Genomic DNA, 230 nt, shown 5'->3' on the forward strand with positions numbered 1-230 from the left:
TCCATCTGGTTGAGCAGCAGCAACAGGCGATCCTCGCAGGTACGCGGCCCGTCGGCCTCGCGAAACAACTGCTCGCGTAACGCTTCATTGTTTTCGCAGGCTTCGAGGATGTGCCAGAGACGGCGTCGAAAATGCCGCGGATGGGCCTCGAAGTCTTCGCTCTGGGCAAAGTCGGCCAGGAACCTGAACAGGCCTCCAGAGCCCGGCTCCTCGCTCAGGCGGTCCCAGGC

At 63.0% G+C, this 230-nt stretch carries 1 protein-coding gene; it reads right to left on the reverse strand.

Features of this window, described 5'->3' with window-relative positions:
• On the reverse strand, positions 1-230 hold a 230-nt coding region (locus tag FQ664_RS27130), incomplete at both ends, for an NEL-type E3 ubiquitin ligase domain-containing protein (RefSeq protein ID WP_144176029.1).

This window comes from Pseudomonas persica (assembly GCF_900291015.1).
GTDB lineage: Bacteria > Pseudomonadota > Gammaproteobacteria > Pseudomonadales > Pseudomonadaceae > Aquipseudomonas.